This is a genomic window from Enterococcus sp. AZ188, assembly GCF_050544075.1.
Lineage (GTDB): Bacteria > Bacillota > Bacilli > Lactobacillales > Enterococcaceae > Enterococcus_D > Enterococcus_D entomosocium.
On record NZ_CP172943.1, the window covers coordinates 1,794,794 to 1,814,259 of the forward strand.

Below are 19,466 nucleotides of genomic sequence, written 5' to 3' on the forward strand. Positions count from 1 at the left end.
AGCGTCCACTCGCACGTTAGTTGTGCAAGTGGACGCTTCTTTTTTCTTTCCTATTTACCCCGGTTGAATCATCGAATCGACCGTACATTCATTCACATTGATCTCTTCGATCTCTTTTGACTCGCCACAGTATTGGCTGCCAGTCAGGTGAGACCTCATAAGATTTGTTACACGCCTTCAAGTACGGCTGCCTTACCATCACTTATACGTCAGGCAATTGATCGTATTCTTCATCACTGACTGCTTCTAACCATTCTGAAGCACCAGCAGTAATCGCTACATGGGCAAACCAACTATTTTTTGCTGCACCATGCCAATGTTTGACCCCTTCCTTGATGACTACGACATCCCCAACAGTAAGTTTTTGCGGTTTCTTACCTGCTTCTTGGTACCAGCCTTTTCCTGCGGTCACCAACAACAATTGATACCCACCATTGATATGCCGATGCCAATTGTTGCGACAACCCGGTTCAAAGGTCACATTGCCAACGTTGACTGGAATCGCTGGATCAGCTACTAACGGATTCAAGTAACTCTGACCGCTAAAATATTGCGCATAGGCATCATTTGTGTTGCCCAATAAAAAGATTCCTGCTTCTTTTGCTGCATCGAGTTCTGACATTTATTTATCCTCCAGTTCTGCTAACTCTTCTTGATAAACCGTTTTGGCGATGTTAAAAGCAGACCAAGCTTTAGGCCAGCCAACATAGAAAGCCAGATGAGTGATTACTTCTGCAATTTCTTCTGCAGTGATCCCGTTTTCCTTGCCAATCGTCAGATGGGCAGTCAATTGTTCGAAATTGCCACCGGAAATCAAGGCCGATATCGTTAATAAACTTCTCGTATGAGGAGCCAACTCTGCCTCACGTGACCAAACTTCACCAAATAACACATCATCATTTAGTTGCGCGAATTTCGGCGCAAAGTTGCCTAAGTTATCTCTTCCTGCTGTTTGTTTCTTGACCATATCGATCGACTCCTTCATCTATTTTAATGAAATGCTGATTTAACCAATTTCGAATAGCTGTATCCGCTTTCTCTATTCTTGAACCACGAACAGCTAATCCAGGATAAACAACTGCATCAGGACAAGTCTTTTTAAAGTCTTCAATGCTATTGCCGAATCCTGAGCCTTCATGAGTACAAAACGGAAAAATAATCTTCCCTTCCAATCGGTGATCTTTTAAAAAACTCGCTAGGATCATCGGGTATGTGCCCCACCAATTGGGAAAACCGATAAACAAGACCCGTTCTTTAAAAAACGCTGCCGATACCTCTTGATAGAGGGGGAAATCATTAGCCGCCTTTTCTTTTTTTGCTAGCTCGACCATTGCTTGATAGCTTTCAGGGTAAGGATAAGTCGGTTCAAGAGAATAAAGCGGGCATTGTAATTTCTCTGCTATTTTCTCTGCTAGAACCCGCGTATTTCCCACTATCAGCTTTTTTCGCTGCCCTTCAATAAGATTCTCCCCTGCTCGTGAATACACAAGTATTGCCGGCATTTTATCACCTCCTTGGTTTCTCTTCTTGGTATATTTAATAGTAAGGCAAAGCGGAGCCGTTGAATAATGCTTTCTATAAAAAGTCCCTATGCTTACGAAGCATAGGGAGAGGTGGAAGCCAAAAGAAGCGGATCACTCCACTTCTTTTGGCTTTTAGGATGCAATTATTCAAAAGCGTCACGAAAGCGGGCAATGAACGCCGTCACAACCGGCGACATCACACGATTTCTTTTCCACACCAAGACACAGCTGGTTTCGATTTGAGGGACTAAAGGCAAAAATTTGATTATTTCATCCCTTCGTTCTCCAACTGCTCCGCTGATGGTCAACGCCGACCCAACATGGTTTTCTACCAAGGAAAAGACATTGAAAATCAAGTTATATGTTCCAACGATCGGTAATTCTTCTATTGGTGTTTTTGACCATTGACTGAACATTTGCTGCACCTCCGGACGCCTTGACACTAGCAAAGGCACCCCTTTGATATCTTCTGGTGTGATCTCCTCTTTATGGGCGAGAAAAGAATCAGCCGATGTCAGTATACCCCAAGTCTCTTTTCTTGGTAGAACGATTTTTTCGTATTTCTCGATCTCGATAGGTTCGATCAAAATCGCCAAATCCAATAAGCCTTTCTCCAAACGCTCGTTGATATCATCTCCTGTGCCACTGTGAATATGAAAGCGGACATCTGGATAGTCACTGATAAATTCTTCCAACATCAAAGAAAGCGTGTCGGAATTATCTGCTTCCACACAGCCAATTGTAAAATGACCACTAAACAACTGTTTCTTACGAGCTTCAAACTCTTGCATGGTTTGATCCGTTAGACTCAATATCTCCTCGGCACGGCTTTTTAAAAAACGACCTGCTTCGGTTAAGAGCATTGTACGATTATCACGAATGAAAAGAGCCGTCCCTAATTCATCTTCTAATTCTTTTAATTGACGGCTCAATGTCGGTTGGGTGATGTGGAGCACTTCTGCGGCTTGTGAGATCGTCCCTTCCTCTGCAATCGTGAAGAAATATTTTAATAAACGAAATTCCACTAAATCGCCTCCTCTTTTTTGCAACATTTTAACTTTTAGTAATGAAAAGAATCATCCTTCTTCATGGTCTATCCATTTCTAATAATAACAAAGAATCGCAAATCCCGCGAATCATGCTAAAAAAGCGGAGAAGACTGTAGAATTTTAAGAAGATCGTTTTATGGAATGACATGTAAAACCTGTTCGCACAAACGAACAGGTTTATCAGCTATTTATTTTATGACATTTGACGTAGGATAAGTGGGTTTTTGTTATGCTTATTCTTACCCGAGATAGTCTAAATATCTATACAAGCTCATGTAGCAAGTTAATAATAGATTTTTTTTACAAATCAGCTGCGATGAAGATCCTTATGTTCCTTCATTGTAGCTGTGACTTCCGATTAAATTTAGTTTACCATAACAATATTATGTTTCATTTTATTTTTCAAGAAAGGTATCATCCATCTGCTGATACCTAAAGAAATAGCTAGAATCCAATTTCCGTTAGCCAATCCTGCAGGTTCGTTTCAGACGCTTCCACATTTCCCCCTCTTACCCCAAATCCTGGGAGAAATTCGTAGTCTGGATATAGCAATTCCAATTCATTTTGACTATTTGTTAATCCATTACCACCGTGTGTTGCAAATGGAACGATTTGTTTGTTGCTAAAATCATTTGATTCAAGAAATGTTAAAATAGCTCTCGGTGCCCGGTTCCACCAAATAGGAAATCCAATAAAAAGAACGTCTGCATTTTCTAGTTCTTCAGTATTCTCTATCAATTCTGGTCTCGCATCCTCTTCCACCTCTACAGTGGCTGTAGCTGTATGTTCATCATAAATATTTGGATAGCCTGATACTGTCTGAATGGAGAATATTTCACCACCTGTCCCCTCTGCGATCATTTCAGCCAAAATGCGCACATCTCCTGCGAGTTCACCGTCTACTATATTAAAACTGGCTCTTGAAACAGCTTCGATCTCAGGCTCTTGTTCTAAATTCTCTGGACGTGTAAAGTATGCTATGGCAATCGTAGCTTCTACCCCTCCATTCCCTACTTGTTCACTTTCTAGACCATCAACTTCTGCTGTATTGTCAGTCGTCGCACCATTTTCTGTCTCTTCATTTTGTGATTGACCACATCCGGTGAGAAAGATCACTAAAAAAAGTATTCCATACAAAATTTTTTTCATCATATTACCCCTTTTTCTTATTATCAATCAGATTGACTTTTTAAGTATATTTCCTGAAGTGTACTTTAGGGCAATACGCTAGAAGCGTTTTTAGATTTTCTTTTACCAATTTCTCACAAAATCAACACAATGAAAAGCCGTAAAACAATTCCTGTTGTTCTACAGCTCTCCCAAGTCTCATCTCTTATTGTTCTATCTTGTTTTTCAGTGTTTAATCTGGGCCAGCGAAGGAAATTCAGAGAAGTTCAAAAGTTGTTGATTCGCCCTCAGATGAATTTTTTCCAATAAACAAAGTAAACATTCCTGGTTCGACGCCATAATTCATGTCTTTTTGATAATAATAAAGATCTTCTTTTGTTATTGTGAACTGAACGGTTTTTTCTTCATAAGCTGACAAAGAGATTTTTTGATATTTCTTTAATTCTTTCACAGGCCTAACTACCAATCCAACGTGATCTCTGATATAAAGCTGGACTGTCTCCAATCTGGAGTAAGCAGAATTGTTGCGGATCGTAATTTCAGCTTCCAACGTTTCATTCATGGTTGAATCACTCAATTTTAACGAATGGTATGATGCTTCCCCAAAACTCAACCCATAACCAAATGGAAAGAGCGGCTCGTTTGAGCAATCCAGATACTTCGAAACGAAACGTCCTGTATGTGTCTTGCTGTTCAATGGTCTTCCAGTATTGAAGTGATTGTAGTAAAGTGGCAGCTGCCCTACATCTTCTGGGAAGCTCATACTTAAACGACCAGAAGGATTGACCTTCCCAAAAAGTATATCAACGATTGCTTGTGCTCCTTCTGTACCAGGAAACCATGCCTGTAATATTGCATCCATTTGTTTTGTTTCTTCTTTTAACACCAGTGGGCGACCACTGAAATTGATCAAGATATTTTTTTTACCAAGAGCGGTCATTTTTTTAATAAAAGCTCTTTGAACAGCTGGTAAATGAAGGTCCGTTCGACTGCCAGCTTCCCCACTTTGCAAACTGTGTTCCCCCATAGCAAAAAGAATAATGTCTGCCTCAGTGCCAGATTTCAACGCTTCTTTCAGCCAAAGATCTTGCTGTGCAGCTGATGAGGAATTGCCGCTGGCAGTATAGCCAAAGTCTCCAAGTATAGAATCATCTTCTAAAAGCGGACAACCTGGTTCGTAATGAACATATTTTTCCGTAACTGCATTTTGGAGCGCCGTTTTTAATGTTGTGACATCCTCTGTTTTTCCGTGTACTGCCCATAAACCAATCATTGCTTGGTTGTCACCATAGGGACCAACGAGTAATATTTTCTCTTTGTTTGGAGTAAGAGGAAGTACCTCTTGCTTATTCTGCAATAAAACGATCGCTTCGGAGGCAACTTTTCGTGCAAGTTGCCGGTTCTCTTCGGATAAAAGTATTTGAGCCTCTACTTCTTCTGAACTGCCACGGAAAGGATCTTCAAACAGCCCTAAATCCTCTTTAAGTTTCAAGACACGATACACAGCGTCATCGATCAACCGCTGATCAATCGCACCGCTTTCCAACAGCGGACGAAGCTCTTTCGCATAACAGCGGGTTTTCATATCGATGTCATTTGTTGCTTCGATCGCTAATTTGGCCGCTTCTCGATCATCCGCAGCAATCCCATGAGGAATCAATTCTTGAACAGCTGCATAATCCGAAATAACGACTCCGTCAAACTGCCATTCTTCTCTTAGAATTTGTTTGATCAGAAATTGATTAGCAGTAGCGGGAATACCATCATACGTGTTAAAAGAAGTCATGACTAGTTTGCATCCAGCCTCGACAGCCGCTTTATAGCCGATTAAGTAGTCTTGACGCAGTTTGCGTTCACTCATATCAACTGTATTATAATCGCGTCCGCCTTCTGCTGCTCCATAAGCAGCAAAATGTTTAACACAGGCAGCGATTCCGAACAGATCCCCCCCTTTTTCCTGCTGAATGCCTTCTACCATCGCTTTCGCAAAATCAGCATTTAGCAGCGGATCCTCTCCTGTCGACTCCAAGCATCGGCCCCAGCGAGCATCGCGTACTAAGTCGACCATCGGTGCATAAGTTACATGCGCGCCAGCCGCTCTTGCTTCTTGGGCTGCGGCTTGGTAGGCGCTTTGAATCAACGCCGGATTCCATGTTGCTCCCAATCCTAGAGGAATCGGGAAGACTGTTCGGTATCCATAAATGATATCTGCCATGAACAATAGAGGGATTTTGTGTCGGCTTTTTCTTAAGTAGTCTGTTTGAATCTTTCGAGTTACTTGAGCCCCTGTGACATTTAGTACCGAACCGACAAAATCGATGGTTTGTTGTTCGATGCCAAGTTTTTGCTGAGGACCCAAAGACAAATCGCTTCCGTGAAAGAATTCTCCAGATAACTGCACCAATTGGCCGATTTTTTCATCTAAGGTCAGTTGGTTGACTAATTGTACCAGTGTTTGATTTTTCATATTATTACTCCTCGCATAGTTTTTTCTATTGATATCTTAGTTCTGGTGTGATAAAGCGAGTCTTTCCTGTAGCTGCTTCTGCAAAAACTCCTAACTGGACACCGGTAAATTTTGAGTCAGAACATTCGTTTGTAAAATGACGTACAGCGATTTGATCTTTAAACACTACAGTACTCGTTCCATCTATAATCAGCAGATTGTAGCTATTGCTGTCTCCAGATAATTTCAGGGTCAGTCTCTTTCTATCTTTTAAATTATTGGATCGATGCAGATGTAAATCGAAGATGATTTTGCTGGAAAAAAGCTCTGTTTGGTGTTTTGTTTTTCGCAATCCGAATTGGCAAAAATGCAGGTCATCCTTATAGATTGCTATGCCAAAATTTCCCTCCTGACATTCGTCGACCATCAATGTCGTTTCAAAGCAGCAGTCAGTATCAGCTTGACTTAAGGACAAAAAGGCAATGGGCTCGTCCTTAGAAGTTCCTAAACGGGTCGGTAAGTTATCAATGACCAAATCAGTATCATACGTATAATCAATTGGCAAACGTACACTCTGCAACTTCTTGCAGAGAAAAGGTACCGGTTCATTCCGCTGCTTAACGCTCTTTGAAAAACGATCTGTTTCAACTTCAACCGATGCGTTCCCTGTCTGGTTGACAACTGGCCAACCGTCAATCCACTCTACAGGTAATAGAATCGTTTCACGACCAAGCAGGGTAAAATGACGTTTGGGCCTAGTCGCAAGAGCTGTCAGCCACCAAAAACCTTCTTTATCTTGAAAGAAATCTGCATGCCCTACGGCTTGAAGCGGCGACTTGATATCTCTATTCGAGAGGATAGGATTCATACTTGCTCCTTCATATGGACCATTGATTGATTTACTTCTTTGAATCGTTACCATATGTCCTTCTCTTGTGCCACCTTCCGCCAATATAAGATAGTACCATTCGTCTTTCTTGAAAAGATGTGGTGCTTCCGCGTCGCGTCCACCGCACCCTTGGCTGATTTCTACCGGATCTGTCAGCATTTTCCCGCTGTAAGGATCGATTTCAAATTGTAGAATGCTGTTTTTCCCTTTCATTGATGCAGCAAGTTGGAAGAAAAATCGGCCATCAATAAATGAAAGCGAGGGATCGATCCCAAAAGGACAATTGATCCAGATTGGATCAGACCAGCCATGGTCAAGGTTTTTCGTATGGCAGATGAAATTCCCTTGAGTGACATTTGTACATACCAGAAAATATGTTTCCTCAAAGAAGCGGATCGTTGGGGCAAAAAGTCCCATCGAGTTGCTGATTTCTTTCAGATTGATATGATCTGGACAATCAATCGCATACTGTTTAAATTGCCAATTGAGTAGATCCTGGCTTTTAAAAATCGGCAGACAAGGAAAATATTCGAAACTTGAACAGACTAAATAGTAGGATTTTCCATCGAAACAAATACTCGGATCAGGATGAAATCCTTTGATAACCGGATTGGTATACTTCATTGTGCTCCTCTTTTCTCTTTGTATTGCCACATAGAAAAAAGAAAGCGACACTAGCCGCTTTCTTTTTCGGGTTTACACTTGCTCCTTCAATGCGGCTTGTTCCAATTGATAGGTTTCTTTATCCAGCTTTCGAAACCACGGATACCATAGTATTGGGGACAAAATCAGTTGAATGAACAACTGTAAGATGATAATCGACAGTTTCCCTTGAACAGCAGCATGGAACCCAATTGGTAAACCGAAAATGGCAGTAACACCAGTAAAACGAGCGACAAATCCAAAATGTGTTAAAACATAAGCTAAAATTAAAGCAATGCTATTATTGGTAATGAATGGTACCGCTAATTTAAAGTTTAATACCAAAGGCGTACCAAAAATCAATGGTTCAGTGATTCCGAAAAGAGCTGGAACAATTGCGACTTTCCCTGTTTCTCGATACTGCTTGCTTTTCGCTCGCAGCATTAATAATGCTAATCCTAAGCCCATACCGCTCCAAGTTATGATCATAAAGAATGCATAGCCAGTAATGTTTGGCGGTGTTTGGCCTGCCGCAACAGCGTTTAAGTTCTCGACGTCCATTGCCATCCACAGGGCTTGAACGATCGGCATAACGACATTTGTTCCATGAATACCGAAAAACCACAAAACCTGTTGAATCAGTGAGATCAGAATGACTGCACTGATTGATCCTCCGATCCCTTGAAGCGGTTCTTGTATGATACTGTAAACAAACTGATGCATGTTGCCGAAGCTGGTTGCTTCAAAGAGTGAATTTAGTACAATGAAGAGCACACTGATAAGAATCGTAGGTAAAATTGATTCAAACACTTTTGTTACCATAGGAGGTACACCTGCTGGCATTTTGATTGTCCAACCTTTGTCTTTCAGCCAAATATATACCCTTCCACTTACCAAACCAACGATCATTGCGGAAAATACTCCTTGTGCACTTAGCCAAGTAGCTGGAATTGCGCTGACTTCATCCGTCGTTGTACCTAGAGGGGTAATGATAAAGAAACTAAGCAATGCGATAATAGCAGCAGAAATACCATCTTCTGTCGGACGTAGATTTTTCACTAAATGATAAGCCATTAATACCACGACATAAACAGCCATCGAGCCAATAGTTATTTGATTTAGTTTGCTAAAAACATTTGCGAAACCAGCTAAAAATGAAAGTGCTGGAAGACTATTAGGTAATACTAGAAGTAAAACAGCGATCGAGCCGATCAAAATAGGACCTAGTGTCCCCATCATCGCCCCGGAGATCGATTTTAAATAAGCATTGTTGCCTAATTTGTCAAAAAAAGGACTTAATTTATCGAAATGACCTGTGATTTTTTCTTTCATAATATTTCCTTCCAATCATTTATTGTTGATTTGATAGCGCCTTCAATTTCAACTTGTTATCAATATAACAGACTCTTTAGCGAAAGCGAATATCAATTCCTGACTTGTTTTTGACAAAAACACAGATTTGACTACTTGATTCTTGATTGTTAAAATCGATAAAAAAGGAGCGCAACGATGGACCATTTATCCCTAGACAGGCTGATCCGTAAGGTTTCTAATCATGAAAAGGCGTATCGAAACGGAAATTTGAAACCTGATTATTCCGACTATAAAAAAGTAGTTGTCAATGGTCAAGAAGTTCTTTGCATGGAACTGACAAATTCACAGATGATTACGCAAGAACAGCCTTTTTTTATAAAACGGCATTCTCGTTTTCAAAATTATCCGATTCACTGCCATGATTGGATCGAGTTTAATTATATGTATGCTGGAAAATGTCAGCAGATCATTAACAATGAGCCACATTTTCTGTATGAAGGGCAAATTTTGCTGATGGATGCAAACACTGTTCACAAGATTGAACCGCTTGGCGAAAATGATATTCTCATTAATTTGATTATTCCCAAGTACTATTTAACTGCAAATTTCTTCAACCGTTTTTCCTCGGACAGCGTTTTGACTTCATTTTTTATTGAAGCCATCACTCATGGAATGAAACATGATCGATTTATTCATTTTGCTTCAGAAACAAGGACACGTCTACAGTTCTTTTTTAAAGAGTTGTTATGCGAATGGTTCGATCGTTCAACAGCATATACCGACATTTGTGAAGGGTTGTTGAGTTTGATCATTTCGGATCTTGTGAATATCTATCAAGACTCTTATACGGATCGTTCTGATCGATATCGAAAGAGCCCGATTGTTCCAATTTTGAAATCCATTGAGAAAAATTATGCAAATGTGACTTTGACAGAATTATCGAAACAATTCAACCTTAATCCTAATTATCTGTCCAATCTTTTAAAAAAACACACCGGCTATTCTTACAAAAAACTTGTAATCAATCAACGTATCTTGGCAGCTGATCGTTTTTTACTTTCAACTGACATGGATATCGTTGATATTTCGCAACAAGTCGGATTTGAGAATATTAATTTCTTTTACCAAAAATTTAAAGAAACATATGGCATTACTCCTGGTACAAGAAGAAAGCTTCATTTTTGAATAAATCATAAAGTTGATTTACCACTAAGGCTCTCCAATCTTTTTTTTAATTATCTTTCCATATAAAATTTCTAAGGCTTATTAAAGAGTTTGAAAGAAAGTTGTAAACAATAATTTATTAACGACTTTTCCATTTATCTTTCGATTTTCCTCAAATATGTGGCGAAAAAGTCAACGCATTTATGTTAAAAAACGTTAGACAAGCAAAAATAAAATAGAAGCGCGTAAGATGGATTTTAAAAGGATCATTATATGATAAACTATTCCTAAATAGTATAGGAGTGATTGAATGAACGTTTTTTTCAGACCACCAAAAGAAGATGATATTGATCAAATCATGCAGATTGAAAATGCAGGATTTACAGCGGATGAAGCAGCATCCAAATCTGCGATGATGGATCGTATACTTACAATAAGTGACAGTTTTATTGTTGCAGTAAATGAAAAGGATTATCCGATCGGCTACGTTGTAGGACCCATTATTTCTAAACGTTATCTCTCTGACGATCTTTTTGAAAGTACTCGTCCTAATCAGCCTTTTGGTGGCTACCAAAGTATTCTTAGCTTAGCTGTCGCTCCTGATTATAGAAACTGCCAAATTGGTAACAAACTACTGTCAGCCCTTGAAGAAAAATGTCGTCTTCAAAACAGAAAAGGAATCACCTTAACTTGTTTAGAATCATTGGTTCCATATTACAAAAAGCATGGCTATCAACTAGAAGGACTGTCAGAATCACAACATGCAGGTGTTGCTTGGTATAATATGGTGCTAGAATTGGCCAACACGCCTAATGAATTCTAATAAAAACTGCATACTAGATGAAACGCCATTCAAAAGTAAGATATTAAGTCTAACTTTTGAATGGCGTTTCATCTCAAATTAATATTATTTACGAACTTTTTTAAAACTTACTCTGATTTTTCTTGCTAACTTTTCATCCGTCAACGCTTTTTTTGTATTTGAAAGCAACATAACTCTTGATTCAGTGGAGTCCATAATATATTTCCTCTCCCACTGGTCTTGATCTGGACCATCGCCAATGATGCGAATGTAAGACAACAGACTTTTAATCATCTCTTTTGTCAATGTTAGGTTGGTATAGCCATCGTTTTCATAAAAATCATACCATGTATCACTTGGATTTTCTTTCAGTATTTGAATTAGTTGATGGATTTCTTCTAACGCATCGAAAACTTTTACAAATACAAAAACCATTTCTTCCCGATCAATCATCTGATAAGCGTCTAACAAACGGAGCAGTGCTTTTAATGTTTTGCATTGAACGGCTACTGAGAGGTAAATATCATTAAAAAAGCGAGCATTTTCCGGATTTTTATCCTGAAGGGATAATGTAATCTGCTGGCATCTCAGCAATAGATTCTCCCAGGCTACTATCTTTTCTCCTACCATAGAGAAAATTTCTGTGACTTGCTCCTTGATTTTCCGATCACCCGTCAACCATTCTAACCTCGGAATTTTTGTTTCTTGCTTGAGCCAGGATTGAATAATTTTTCGAATCAAATAACAGGCAAACTCATCCCCAGCGGTTTGATCCTCATATGTTCCATAGCGGATAACCGCTTCAAAGTAAGCTTCGTAGACAGCTTGGATCTCTTCTTGCTGATTTTGATAGTATTGTGTTACATGCTCTAAAATTATCTCTTGATTGGTTCGTAACTGATAATCTGCTCGCCAGAAATTCGCTATTTCTTGTAAGAACAAAATATGCGGTTTTATGTTACCTGTATTAACTAAGACAAACTTATCCATCTTGACTTCTCTAACCGCCATTAACTCTCTAGAAACAAATTCTGGGCTATTAGGCAAGATCGTCAAGAAATTAGATGCTTGTAAATCATGAAAGGCAACGTGATAATAGATTCCTCTTGATTGATTTGGTTTTGGTGTGTTTGTTAACACCTCATCTCGTGGATCGTGATTCCCTTGTCTACGAGAAACCATTTTGCCATAACCATTATCCGCCCAAATCTCAATCACATCATCTGGAAGCTCAAGTAAGCCAAGATTAAATAATTCCGTCATCTCCCCATAAATGTTCATCGAGCATACTGCATGAGGATCGACTTCTTTAACCATATGATATTGTAGATGGACGATTTCGTTGATCACTGCTGCTTTTTCCGCTGCAGACCACTGACGATCAAGATCTTCTGACCAAAAAGGACAATCCCCTTGTCCACGAAAACCGAGTGTGTAAATAACCTTGGTACCTTTTTGCTCGTGTAAGGCTTTTTTCCATAATTCCTGAAACAACACAAAATGTTCCTCGTATGAAGCCTTCAAACTGGGATACCTTCTAGCAAACATCTCAGCGCCTAGTGGCTCGGCATGATGATGTGTATAGATCAACCCCATCGCTTGCGCACTTTCTCGATGTCTATGACTGTTCTTATCTGTTCCAGGGATGATGACATTTCCGCCTAAACGTAACAATGTTTCATAAATACGTTCCCATACATATTCATTTGAACCATTATCTTCCCATTGATCCAGCAGCAACTCATCATTAACGAACCAGCCCCGATAGTCCGTTGCAAAATCAGGCAATGTTAAGTCAAAACCTGTCCATTCAATAAATGGCTTTTTTATTGGGGGAATCTCCATGAAATACCAAAAGGGTTGAACACCTAAAATTTTATGAGAGATTTCAAGAACCCCATACATTAATCCTAACGGTGTTTCAGCACACACTTTTACTTTATCTGGCGATACGAAAAGTATATGAAAAGCATCCGTTTCATTTTTTTCATCAAGTAAAACCAATTCAATTTCATTTGCCTTCTTTGTGTCTGCCACAACGGTTAAAATGTCACGCTGCAATATCTCGCAAGCATGCCCAATCACTTCATTTTCCAGCTGTTTTGACGTGACAGAAGTATTTTTAGAAATGAAAAATGTTGTTTCCATGTAATCACCCGTTTCATCTATATAGTTTATTATTTTATCTTCAATAAAGAACTTTCTACTATGTTGTAAAAGGCAATCTAATTGCTTATCAGCCATAAATCTCTCGTCACTATTTTCTGCAAAGGTATTTTCAAATGGTCTAAACGTTTTGTTAACTTTTTACTTTGATACCGCTCATAAATTTAGAATAAGCGAAAAGCTTGTCTAAAAAAATGGAGAAAGTCGATGAAAAAAACGAAAAAACAGACTTTCTTTGTTTTTTTTGATTTTTCCCCGTCTCCCTTTAACTAAGGTTTTATCTTGTCGTTGTAGAACATGATCTTTTATGCCTATTCAGCTTGTCGTGTTTAATCATATGTACAGCAAACAAGCCCACACTCATAAGAGCATGGGCTTAGTGAGATCATCGTCAATTCTAAATCTTCAATTAAAATCTGGCTTTTATCAGTTCAGATTTCAATTGCTGAATAATGAAGACAATTTCTTATTTTTCTTCAATTACATATACTTCTCAACTTCATTAATTTCTTTTTGTAGTGCTTTTTCATCGTACTTTTCATACTTACCGGCTTCGTGTGCGATCTTTTTGATTTCGTGAATCGCTTTTTTCTCAACGATCCATTTCTTCATACTATGTTTTTTTGCGTCAGCATCTAGTGTGTCTAATTCAGCTAAATTCTCATCTAACTTATCAAGAACCTCGGCAATCTTTACCAATGCTTTTGCTTCCTTTTCTTCATAGTTTGTCATAGAAATCACTCCTTAAGTATTTGATATATTTATCTTACTGCTGTAATTAAATATTTTCAAATTAAATGTATTGTTTATCACAAAGTTTTATCTGATTCTCACTGAAGAAATAGAAAACATTAGATTCTTGCAATATTCTACTCATTTTATACTTATTTTTATCCTTAATGATTTATAATAAGAGAAGTATCGATTATATAAAAAGATAGTTTAGTGAATTAGCAAACATTCGGTGTATCTTTTATGATAAAGTCATTTAGCTTTTTTTACTTTCTTATGGTTGCAGCAAAATTTTCCCGACACTTTTTCCAGATTCTAAATAATCATGGGCAGCTTTTCCGTCAACTAAGGAAAAAATGGTTGGTTGACTGATTTTAATTTGATTCTTGTTAAAATAATCAAACAGTCGGGTGCTTCTTCTCTCCCGCTCTTGATAACTTGTCAAGTAATCCCACAGATCTCCTGTCAAAATACTTTTTGATTTTGATAACAAGGGAATAAAGTCGATCGCTGGCGGATTTCCGCCGGCCATGCCAAAAAAGATAACCTTCCCTCTATTTCTGAGCAAGTCGACACTTTCGGCTAATGTATGCCCAATGCCATCATAAACGGTATCAAAGAAAGAAATATAGGTTTCTTGCCATTCTGTATTTCTTAAAAAGACATGTTTTGCTCCTTGGTCTAAAGCCAGTTGTCGCTTTTCTTCCGTAGAAGTGACGCCATAAACTTCTAGACCATCTGCGGTTAATAGTTGCGATAAAATTTGTCCGACACCACCACTTATCCCATGGACGAAGACCTTACTATTATTCACATTATTGCCAAGATCATGAGCTAAAAAATCAGCTGTCAACCCTTGCAGACCAATACTGGCTGCTAATTTAGGTGGTATACCAGATGGAATACGGATGGCATTTTCCTCAGGAACAGCCACCAATTCTGCGTTGGCAAAAGGAACATCCACAAAAAGAATCGTTTCCCCTAGCTGAAATTTGGAGACTGATCTTCCTTTTTGAACAATCTTCCCTACTCCTTCATAGCCATTGATAAAAGGGTCTCGGGATTCAATATGATAGCTGCCCTTTCTTCGATAAATATCTGCATAATTCAACCCAATATACATCATTTCTACCAATAGTTCATTTTCATGAATAGTGGGATCAGGCAAATCCCCATATGTTAAAACAGTTGAATCACCGAATTCATTAAAATATAACGCCTTCATGTGCAAATCCTCTCCGATCTTCAATCTATCACAAGCCACGCATCAATCGATTGAAACTATCTACTAAACAACCAGTGAATGTTCCTACGGTCATTTTAGATTATTCTTTTTGATCAAAAAAAGCACCTTCTCTCGAAGGTACTTTCATTCTATTCCTCTTGTTGATATCCGTCAAAACAGATTATTTCTTCAGTTCGTCTAATACATTTTAAAATGAATAATGATTATTTATATTATACTAATAAAAAAATTATAGATTTCCTCTCTCGAATAATCACTCTAAGGTAATATTATGACAAATGAATTTATTTCAATAGATTTTTAAATTTATTAAATACATAAACCCATTTTCACTTCACTCTATGTATTGGAGCCATATTTATGGATATAATATACTTCAATTTATCACGTTTTGTGATTTTTTTGTTTTTATCTATGCAATCACATTTAGTGATAGTAATATAATATTTAAAGGAGTTATTTTTATGCAGACTGTAGGTGAGCGATTAGCTATTTTAAGAGAACAAAGAAATCTTTCCCAACCACAATTAGCAAAAGAGCTTAATGTAGCAACTAGCACTATTGGAATGTGGGAGATAGGAAAACGCGGACTTAAAGACGATGTAATACGTCAATTGTCAAATTATTTCAATGTTTCTACTGATTATATTTTAAATGGGCACCAATCTAATTTTTCTGAATCAGACAATCAAGTGTCTTTTTTAACCAATAATATTACATCATCTATTGATGATCTATCACAAGCCCAATTGATAGAAATATTGAATTTTATTGAATTTGTTAAACGTCGAGATTCAATAACATAAATTCTTATTAATACCTGGTACATGAAACGGGAAGAGAAAGTTTCGAAATTTCAGCGTTATCTATCTTCATTTGTATACCTAATTAAAGTGAATAAATGTTTTTCTTTTTGATATGAATTTTATTCAAATTAGATAATTAATTTTACGTTTGTAAACAGACCGATCACCACTCCTTTACCTTATTCAATATGTTCAAATAAGATAATAATCAACTAGTATTTAATAATGACCTCTTCCGAGTAATTTTTGTTATTGAAAGATCGAGTGATTTAAAAATTGCTGATAATTTCTTTGTAATCTGTATATTTATAAACTAATAAAGATGCCAGAATACGTGCTCTTCAATTAGTCAGAAACGTTTTCGAGCAGTAAAATGAAAACAACTACACTCTCCTATTAAATCTTATAGGATTGTAGCAGTTTTGAATTATTATTTTTTGGAGGGTTTAATTTGGAAATCGAAAAATTTAGAGATGATTTAAAAAATCTAGGTAAAAGGGTAACAAGTTTGAAAGACAATATTGCTACGGAAGAAGCTACAAAAACGTCTCTTATTATGCCATTTTTTGCCGGTTTAGGTTATGATTTGTTCAACCCTACTGAATTTGTTCCTGAATTCACAGCAGATGTCGGTATAAAAAAAGGAGAGAAAGTTGACTATGCAATAGTTCTAGATGGCAAACCAATGATTCTTGTTGAAGCTAAGTCTATTAACGAGCCACTAACTAAGCATGATTCACAACTTTTTAGATATTTTGGTACTACTGAATCAAAATTTGGCATTCTCACAAATGGAAAAGAGTATAAATTTTTTACAGACTTAGATGAGCCGAATAAAATGGACTTAACTCCTTTTTTAACAGTAGATATTACAAAAATTAAAGATTCCCAGTTCCCTGAATTAGCTAAATTCCATAAAGATAATTTTGATGTTGATAAAATTATCAGTAGTGCTTCTGAACTAAAATATTTGAACAACTTAAAAAGCTATTTAAATAAAGAATGGGAATGTCCGAGTGATAACTTCGTCAAATACCTTTTAGGGGAAATATATGATGGAATGAAAACCAAGCAAACAATTGACAAATTTCAACCTGTTATAAAAAAAGGGCTTAATCAATATATACAAGAAAAAGTGAACGATAAGTTAAATGCAGCATTAAAAACTTCTGCTTCTCCAGATGAGGTAATAGTTGAAGAAAATGATGAAGAAGTGATAATAAAAGATGGTGGAGATATTATTACTACTCCTGAAGAATTAGAATCTTATACAATAGTGAAAATTGTTTTAAAAGATCTTATCTCTTTGGATAGGCTTTTTTATAGAGATAACAAAAGTTACTTTAATATATTGCTGGATGATAACATCAGAAAATGGATTTTACGTGTGAGAATCGGTCAAAATTCGAGTAAAATCGAACTTAATAATGAAGAAAAAACCATTTATGATATAAAGTCACCCATTGATATATATAACTTTTCTAACGAGATTATTGAGGTTACAAAAAAATTTTTATAGAAGACTGTCATCGTTCCTGTATACAAAAATTTAAAGAAAATGTCTAGCCAATTTTCGGCTAGACATTTTTCTTTATTTCTTCGGTTCATCCTCATCCATCTTAAGAACTGCCATGAAGGCTTCTTGCGGTACTTCGACAGAGCCGATTTGTTTCATCCGCTTCTTCCCTTCTTTTTGTTTCTCCAGAAGTTTGCGTTTCCGAGAAACGTCACCGCCATAACATTTCGCCAATACGTTTTTACGCAAGGCTTTAATGTCTGAACGGGCAACGATTTTTTGTCCGATGGCTGCTTGGATCGGTACTTCAAATTGTTGTCGTGGGATCAGTTTCTTCAGTTTTTCAACGATGGCTTTGCCTCGTTCATAAGCAAAGTCACGGTGAACGATAAAGCTCAATGCATCGACTTTTTCAGTGTTCAGCAAGATGTCCATCTTCACTAGCTTGCTAGTGCGGTAACCAGACATTTCGTAATCGAGTGATGCATACCCTTTCGTGCTGGATTTCAATTTATCAAAGAAATCAAAGACGATTTCCGATAATGGGATCTCATAAACGACGTTTACTCGATAATCATCCAAGTAATCCATCGTGACAAAGTCTCCCCGTTTGCGTTGGGACAATTCCATTACAGCACCGACGTAATCATTAGGAACCATGATTTGTGCTTTTACGTATGGTTCTTGTACATTGTCGATCGTGACTGGTTCAGGAAATTCTGCTGGGTTATCAACGACGACCATTGAGCCATCTGTCTTGTTGACATGATAGATTACGGATGGTGCAGTCGTAATCAGCTCAAGGTTAAATTCACGTTCTAGCCGTTCTTGCACGACATCCATGTGTAATAGGCCTAAGAAGCCGCATCGGAACCCAAATCCTAACGCTTGAGAGGTTTCTGGCTCAAATTGCAATGCTGCATCATTCAGTTGTAATTTTTCCAATGCTTCTCGAAGGTCGTTGTAGCGTGAGGTATCGATTGGGTACAATCCGCAATAAACCATTGGATTCATTTGGCGGTAGCCTTCCAATGCTTCGGCTGCTGGATTGTTGGCTAAAGTCACCGTATCTCCGACTTGCGTATCTTTAACAGTCTTGATGGCAGCAGTGATATACCCAACATCGCCCACCATCAACGCATCTCGTTGAATAGCTTTGGGTGAAAAGACACCGACTTCCGTGACGTCAAAGGTCTTGCCATTGCTCATCATTTTGATTTTATCTCCAGGTTTGACCATCCCGTCCATAATGCGGACGTTTAAGACCACCCCACGATAGGAATCGTACACGGAGTCAAAGATCAACGCTTTTAACGGTGCTTCAATATCACCTGCTGGAGCTGGGACATACTCAACGATTTGTTCCAAAATGTCTTCGATCCCAATACCTGCTTTGGCACTCGCTAAAACAGCTTCACTGGCATCGATTCCGATAACATCTTCGATCTCTGTTCGTACCCGCTCAGGATCGGCAGCTGGCAAGTCTATTTTATTAATGACTGGTAGGATCTCTAAATCATTGTCTAACGCCAAGTAGACGTTTGCCAATGTCTGTGCTTCGATCCCTTGAGCCGCATCAACGACGAGTACGGCGCCTTCACAAGCGGCCAAACTGCGGGAAACTTCATAGGTGAAATCGACGTGCCCTGGGGTGTCGATCAAATGGAAGATGTAGGTTTCTCCATCTTTGGCGGTATAGTTAAGTTCCACAGCATTTAATTTGATCGTGATTCCTCGTTCACGTTCAAGATCCATGGAGTCTAATAATTGGTTTTGCATTTCCCGAGACGTCACCGTATGGGTTTGTTCCAAAATACGGTCCGCCAGTGTTGATTTCCCATGGTCGATATGGGCGATAATGGAGAAATTACGAATCTTCTCCTGTCGTTTTTTCATTTCTTCTATGTTCATGGATACGTTCCTCATTTCTTTTAGTCAGCTTTTCTATTATACCAACGAAACGCCAATAGTTAAAGTATTTTTCTTAACCGTTATTTAGACATATTCATTCAGGTTTTGCTATACTAGAGCTAGCAAATAAAT

General features: G+C 38.1%; 16 protein-coding genes. 4 read left to right on the forward strand and 12 right to left on the reverse strand.

Annotation, left to right across the window (positions count from 1 at the left end; translation table 11 throughout):
• Positions 1–202: 202 nt before the first annotated feature.
• The 8 genes from IGI86_RS08380 to IGI86_RS08415 all read right to left on the reverse strand — a co-directional run bounded on the left by IGI86_RS08380 (position 203) and on the right by IGI86_RS08415 (position 9,009).
• Positions 203–622: a cupin domain-containing protein gene (locus tag IGI86_RS08380; protein ID WP_430617925.1), complete on the reverse strand. Its 420-nt coding sequence runs from the start codon at positions 620–622 to the stop codon at positions 203–205.
• A complete protein-coding gene (locus tag IGI86_RS08385; protein ID WP_005235882.1) occupies positions 623–967 on the reverse strand; it encodes a carboxymuconolactone decarboxylase family protein in 345 nt (114 codons plus the stop codon).
• Positions 936–1,502 (reverse strand): flavodoxin, encoded by a 567-nt coding sequence (locus tag IGI86_RS08390; protein ID WP_430617926.1) that lies wholly within the window; start codon positions 1,500–1,502, stop codon positions 936–938. The genes IGI86_RS08385 and IGI86_RS08390 overlap by 32 nt, the downstream gene beginning before the upstream one ends.
• A 164-nt stretch (positions 1,503–1,666) precedes the next feature.
• Entirely contained in the window at positions 1,667–2,548 is an 882-nt protein-coding gene (locus IGI86_RS08395) for a LysR family transcriptional regulator (protein ID WP_181154933.1), read from the reverse strand.
• 468 nt (positions 2,549–3,016) lie between these two features.
• Positions 3,017–3,721 (reverse strand): flavodoxin, encoded by a 705-nt coding sequence (locus tag IGI86_RS08400; protein ID WP_035006851.1) that lies wholly within the window; start codon positions 3,719–3,721, stop codon positions 3,017–3,019.
• Between the two features lie 235 nt (positions 3,722–3,956).
• Positions 3,957–6,200, reverse strand: a complete 2,244-nt coding sequence (gene bglX, locus IGI86_RS08405) for a beta-glucosidase BglX (protein ID WP_258185828.1) — start codon at positions 6,198–6,200, stop codon at positions 3,957–3,959.
• Entirely contained in the window at positions 6,193–7,659 is a 1,467-nt protein-coding gene (locus IGI86_RS08410; protein ID WP_086299418.1) for a glycoside hydrolase family 43 protein, read from the reverse strand. The genes bglX and IGI86_RS08410 overlap by 8 nt, the downstream gene beginning before the upstream one ends.
• A gap of 72 nt (positions 7,660–7,731) precedes the next feature.
• Positions 7,732–9,009, reverse strand: coding sequence for a PTS sugar transporter subunit IIC (locus IGI86_RS08415; protein ID WP_400450940.1), 1,278 nt, complete (start codon positions 9,007–9,009; stop codon positions 7,732–7,734).
• Positions 9,010–9,186: 177 nt separating this feature from the next.
• Between IGI86_RS08415 and IGI86_RS08420 the strand changes: the two genes are divergently transcribed.
• Positions 9,187–10,176: an AraC family transcriptional regulator gene (locus tag IGI86_RS08420; RefSeq protein WP_430617927.1), complete on the forward strand. Its 990-nt coding sequence runs from the start codon at positions 9,187–9,189 to the stop codon at positions 10,174–10,176.
• 289 nt (positions 10,177–10,465) lie between these two features.
• Positions 10,466–10,978: a GNAT family N-acetyltransferase gene (locus IGI86_RS08425; RefSeq protein ID WP_061054201.1), complete on the forward strand. Its 513-nt coding sequence runs from the start codon at positions 10,466–10,468 to the stop codon at positions 10,976–10,978.
• 84 nt (positions 10,979–11,062) lie between these two features.
• On the opposite strand, the gene IGI86_RS08430 is transcribed toward IGI86_RS08425, so the two are convergent.
• The 3 genes from IGI86_RS08430 to IGI86_RS08440 all read right to left on the reverse strand — a co-directional run bounded on the left by IGI86_RS08430 (position 11,063) and on the right by IGI86_RS08440 (position 15,080).
• Positions 11,063–13,105 carry a glycosyl hydrolase 115 family protein gene (locus IGI86_RS08430; protein WP_430617946.1) on the reverse strand — a complete coding sequence of 681 codons (2,043 nt, stop codon included), beginning with the start codon at positions 13,103–13,105 and terminating at the stop codon, positions 11,063–11,065.
• 498 nt (positions 13,106–13,603) lie between these two features.
• Complete coding sequence (locus tag IGI86_RS08435) at positions 13,604–13,855, reverse strand: hypothetical protein (protein WP_008380019.1); 252 nt, start codon at positions 13,853–13,855, stop codon at positions 13,604–13,606.
• Positions 13,856–14,129: 274 nt separating this feature from the next.
• Positions 14,130–15,080, reverse strand: coding sequence for a zinc-binding dehydrogenase (locus IGI86_RS08440; protein WP_430617928.1), 951 nt, complete (start codon positions 15,078–15,080; stop codon positions 14,130–14,132).
• A 485-nt stretch (positions 15,081–15,565) separates the two neighbouring features.
• Here IGI86_RS08440 and IGI86_RS08445 point away from each other — a divergent pair, with 485 nt between their 5' ends.
• Positions 15,566–15,907, forward strand: a complete 342-nt coding sequence (locus tag IGI86_RS08445) for a helix-turn-helix domain-containing protein (RefSeq protein ID WP_185953751.1) — start codon at positions 15,566–15,568, stop codon at positions 15,905–15,907.
• 451 nt (positions 15,908–16,358) lie between these two features.
• Positions 16,359–17,426, forward strand: coding sequence for a type I restriction endonuclease (locus IGI86_RS08450; protein ID WP_144330393.1), 1,068 nt, complete (start codon positions 16,359–16,361; stop codon positions 17,424–17,426).
• A 72-nt stretch (positions 17,427–17,498) separates the two neighbouring features.
• On the opposite strand, the gene lepA is transcribed toward IGI86_RS08450, so the two are convergent.
• A complete protein-coding gene (gene lepA / locus IGI86_RS08455; RefSeq protein ID WP_005235823.1) occupies positions 17,499–19,334 on the reverse strand; it encodes a translation elongation factor 4 in 1,836 nt (611 codons plus the stop codon).
• Between the last annotated feature and the right edge of the window lie 132 nt (positions 19,335–19,466).